The sequence below is a fragment of the Pseudoroseomonas ludipueritiae genome, assembly GCF_014490445.1.
Taxonomy (GTDB): Bacteria; Pseudomonadota; Alphaproteobacteria; order Acetobacterales; family Acetobacteraceae; genus Pseudoroseomonas; species Pseudoroseomonas ludipueritiae.
Genome location: NZ_JACTUZ010000283.1, coordinates 1 through 2,805, shown reverse-complemented (window position 1 = coordinate 2,805; position 2,805 = coordinate 1). Strand labels below are relative to the sequence as shown.

Sequence of the window (2,805 nt, the reverse complement as noted above, 5' to 3'; positions counted from 1 at the left end):
TCGCCGCTCACCCTGCCTCGGCCGTTATGAAGCGGGCTCTAAGAAGCGGGATAGGCAGCCTGGACGTCGAGGACCCAAGTAATGCCGAAGCGGTCCCGGACCATGCCATAGAGAGGAGAGAGGCTGGCCTCCGCAGGTGACCGAACGATGGTGCCGCCCTCCACCAGCCCTTTCCAGTACCGGTTGATTTTTTCAGCATCCTCTCCACGGACCGATACAAAGACCGGGATCGTACCCGGCTCCCAAAGGGTGGCCGATGGAATATCGCAAGCCATGATGTGGAAGCCGTCCTCGGCGAGAACCTGGCCCCAGATGATCTGGTCCGCCTCTGCGGGATCGGTGACCGCCTGTGCCTCCCTGTAAGTAAATGCGGTCAGATCGCCGGTGAACACGGACTGGTAGAATGCAAGCGCATCGCGCGCATTGCCGCGGAAGTTCAGGTGGGCCGTGGTTTGGATCGTCAGCGTAGCAAGTCCTCTTCGGCTTGGTGAAGACCAGGTTACGCTGAGCCAACTGACAGTTTACGGCAGTTGCGTCGTGGCCCGCTCCGCCCGTCTTCTTCGGCTCCTTCAAGCCATGCGCGTTATGGATCAACCCATCACCGCCGCCTGTCTCGCGCAGGAGACGGAGGTGTCGCATCGCTCGCTCTACCGCGACATCGATAGCCTGCGCGCGGTGGGCGTCCAGATCGAGGGCGAGCGGGGCTACGGCTAGCGGCTGGTGGAGGACTACTCCCTTCCGCCCCAGACCTTCGACCGCACCGAGATCTAGGCGCTCGCGTTGGGCATGGCAGAGGTCCAGCGCATGGGCGATCCGCTCCTGGAGAAGGCGGCCACCTCCGTTTTGGCCAAAGTTGCCGCAACCCTGCCGGACGACCGGGACCAGTTTATGTTCCACGCGATCTCGCGCGTCTACCGGCCGGATGCGCGATATGGCGCGACATCTGGCGTGGAAGCGGTACGCGAAGCCTGCTGGAAAGAGGAAGCGCTGCAAATCCGCTACGCGGACAAGAGCAACGCCGCCACCGGGCGCGTGATCCTGCCACTCGCCGTCATGTCCACCGACCAGACGTTGATGATCCTGGCATCGTGCTGCCTGCGCGAAGCCTTTCGGATGTTCCGCGGTGACCGGATCGCCGAAGTAAAGGCGACGAGGACGAGCTTCCGGTCCAGGCGTGTGGCGCTGCTTCGCAGCTACCTCGGTGAGCTGGAAAGAAGTTCGGGTGGCCGGCCAGCGGCACCGTCAGATTGAGGCGGGCTTGGCAGGTCTGGAATGTGGTCGCCTGCCACCAGCTCGCCCTATGCCGGATATCGCTTCCCGGCCGAGGTGATCAGCCACTCGGTGTGGTCCATCGTTCAGAAGGGAGGTCGCTTACGTCACCCGTCGGCGGGTCGCGGCCAGATGCGCCCGCATGGCGGCCTCCGCCCCACTTCCATCACGAGCCTTGATGGCGGCAACAACCTTCCGATGCTCCGCGACAGCGCTCTCCCGGTGCTCGGGGCGGGTGGCCACCTGTCGGAGCGCCAATGCCATGCGCCCCTCCAATGAAGCAAGGAGACGCTGGAGCTCGGCGTTGTCGCAAGCCGCGGCGACCGCGGCGTGGAAGGCAGCGTTCGTGCGGAAGTACTCATTCTCGTCGGCCGCCGCCGCGGCCGCGGCCTGTTCAGCCAGGATGGCGTCCAGCCGCTCGCCGAGGTCGGCTGGGCCGCGCTCCGCCGCGAGCCGCGCCGCGAAGCCCTCCAGCGACCCCCGCGCCTCGTGGATGGCATCTGCCTCCTTCGGGCCGAGCTCCGTGACAACCACGCCACGGCGCGGGCTCTCCACGGCCAGCCCCGCCGCGGTCAAGGCCAGCACGGCCTCCCGTACGGGGGAGCGGGAAACTCCCAGGCGAAGGGCCAGGGCCGGCACGGAGAGCTTCTGGCCTGGCCGCAGATCCCCCGAGAGGATCGCCCGTCGCAGGGCGGCCACTGTCTCGTCCACCACTCGCGCGGGGCCGATGGTGGGAAGGCTCTCGTCCGTTGTCTCGGGGTGGGGCGTCATCCTTGCGATGTCGGGCATGCCGAGGCGCTCGGCAAGCCCGATCACCCGTCCGGGCGAATGCCGGAGGCCCGCAGAACCTCGCCCCAGCGCGTCACCTCGGCCACCAGGAAAGCAGAAATGGCAGCGGACGCCGCGTCATCCATCGGGCTGTTGCCGAGCGCCTCCAGCAGCGCCCGGAAGGAGGGATCGGCCTTGGCCTTCCCGAGTGCCTCGCTCAGCCGGGCGACCACCGGCTCTGGCGTCTGGGCCGGGCGAGAAGCATGTTCCAGGAGGTCATGGTGTAGCCGGCCAGGCCCGGGAAGCCGCTCTCGGCGACAGTCGGGATGTCAGGCGCCTGGGGCATCCGCCGGGCGGAGGTGACGGCCAGGGCTCTGAGCACGCCGCCGCGGGCCTGGCCGAGGCCTGTCGTGGCGGTATCGCCGACGATCGAGATCGTGCCCGCCATGAGGTCGTTCGTCGCGGGTCTGCATGCCGGTTGGAGATTGAGGCGGGATGGCGGGCGAGGACGATCTCCGGGAGCGGCTCCGCAAGATCGAGGCGGTGATCGTGGGGGCAGGAATGACGGGTGAGCGGGAGGCAGCCGGGGCGGCGCTGGAGCGGGTCAAGGTGGAACTGGAGCGGGCGCTGCGGGCGCATCTGCAGGGCGCGACAGCGCCCATCATCCACGACGCGGTCCATGCCAATACGAGCGACGCGGAGGAGGTGAACCCGGATTTGCCGAGTATCGGCTTCTTAGAGGCTGTTATGGACCTGTGTGCGAGTAAG

6 protein-coding genes and 1 pseudogene are annotated in these 2,805 nt (G+C 67.2%); 3 read left to right on the top strand and 4 right to left on the bottom strand.

Going from position 1 to position 2,805, the window contains the following annotated elements:
* Positions 1-38: 38 nt before the first annotated feature.
* Entirely contained in the window at positions 39-440 is a 402-nt protein-coding gene (locus IBL25_RS25570) for a VOC family protein (protein WP_238940666.1), read from the bottom strand.
* Positions 441-447: 7 nt separating this feature from the next.
* Between IBL25_RS25570 and IBL25_RS27435 the strand changes: the two genes are divergently transcribed.
* Together IBL25_RS27435 and IBL25_RS25565 are read left to right on the top strand one after the other, a co-directional pair.
* Positions 448-714, top strand: a complete 267-nt coding sequence (locus tag IBL25_RS27435) for an HTH domain-containing protein (protein WP_321210522.1) — start codon at positions 448-450, stop codon at positions 712-714.
* Between the two features lie 90 nt (positions 715-804).
* Positions 805-1,251, top strand: coding sequence for a helix-turn-helix transcriptional regulator (locus IBL25_RS25565; protein ID WP_202986888.1), 447 nt, complete (start codon positions 805-807; stop codon positions 1,249-1,251).
* A 120-nt stretch (positions 1,252-1,371) separates the two neighbouring features.
* Here the strand turns inward: IBL25_RS25565 and IBL25_RS25560 are convergent, their stop codons facing one another.
* From IBL25_RS25560 to IBL25_RS27660, 3 genes are read right to left on the bottom strand one after another with little or no spacing between them, the layout of a single operon-like run.
* Positions 1,372-2,058, bottom strand: coding sequence for a GntR family transcriptional regulator (locus IBL25_RS25560; RefSeq protein ID WP_187781260.1), 687 nt, complete (start codon positions 2,056-2,058; stop codon positions 1,372-1,374).
* A 23-nt stretch (positions 2,059-2,081) separates the two neighbouring features.
* Positions 2,082-2,270: a hypothetical protein gene (locus tag IBL25_RS27665; protein WP_187781259.1), complete on the bottom strand. Its 189-nt coding sequence runs from the start codon at positions 2,268-2,270 to the stop codon at positions 2,082-2,084.
* Positions 2,255-2,596 (bottom strand): tripartite tricarboxylate transporter substrate-binding protein, encoded by a 342-nt coding sequence (locus IBL25_RS27660; RefSeq protein ID WP_321210523.1) that lies wholly within the window; start codon positions 2,594-2,596, stop codon positions 2,255-2,257. The genes IBL25_RS27665 and IBL25_RS27660 overlap by 16 nt, the downstream gene beginning before the upstream one ends.
* Here IBL25_RS27660 and IBL25_RS25545 point away from each other — a divergent pair.
* Positions 2,533-2,805, top strand: a pseudogene (locus IBL25_RS25545) (hypothetical protein); the annotation flags it as partial. The gene IBL25_RS27660 and the pseudogene IBL25_RS25545 overlap by 64 nt on opposite strands.

Coding starts and splice junctions, on each gene's coding strand:
- IBL25_RS25565 (WP_202986888.1), top strand. CDS start 805: ATGGGCGATCCGCTCCTGGAGAAGGCGGCCACCTCCGTTTTGGCCAAA.
- IBL25_RS25560 (WP_187781260.1), bottom strand. CDS start 2,058: ATGCCCGACATCGCAAGGATGACGCCCCACCCCGAGACAACGGACGAG.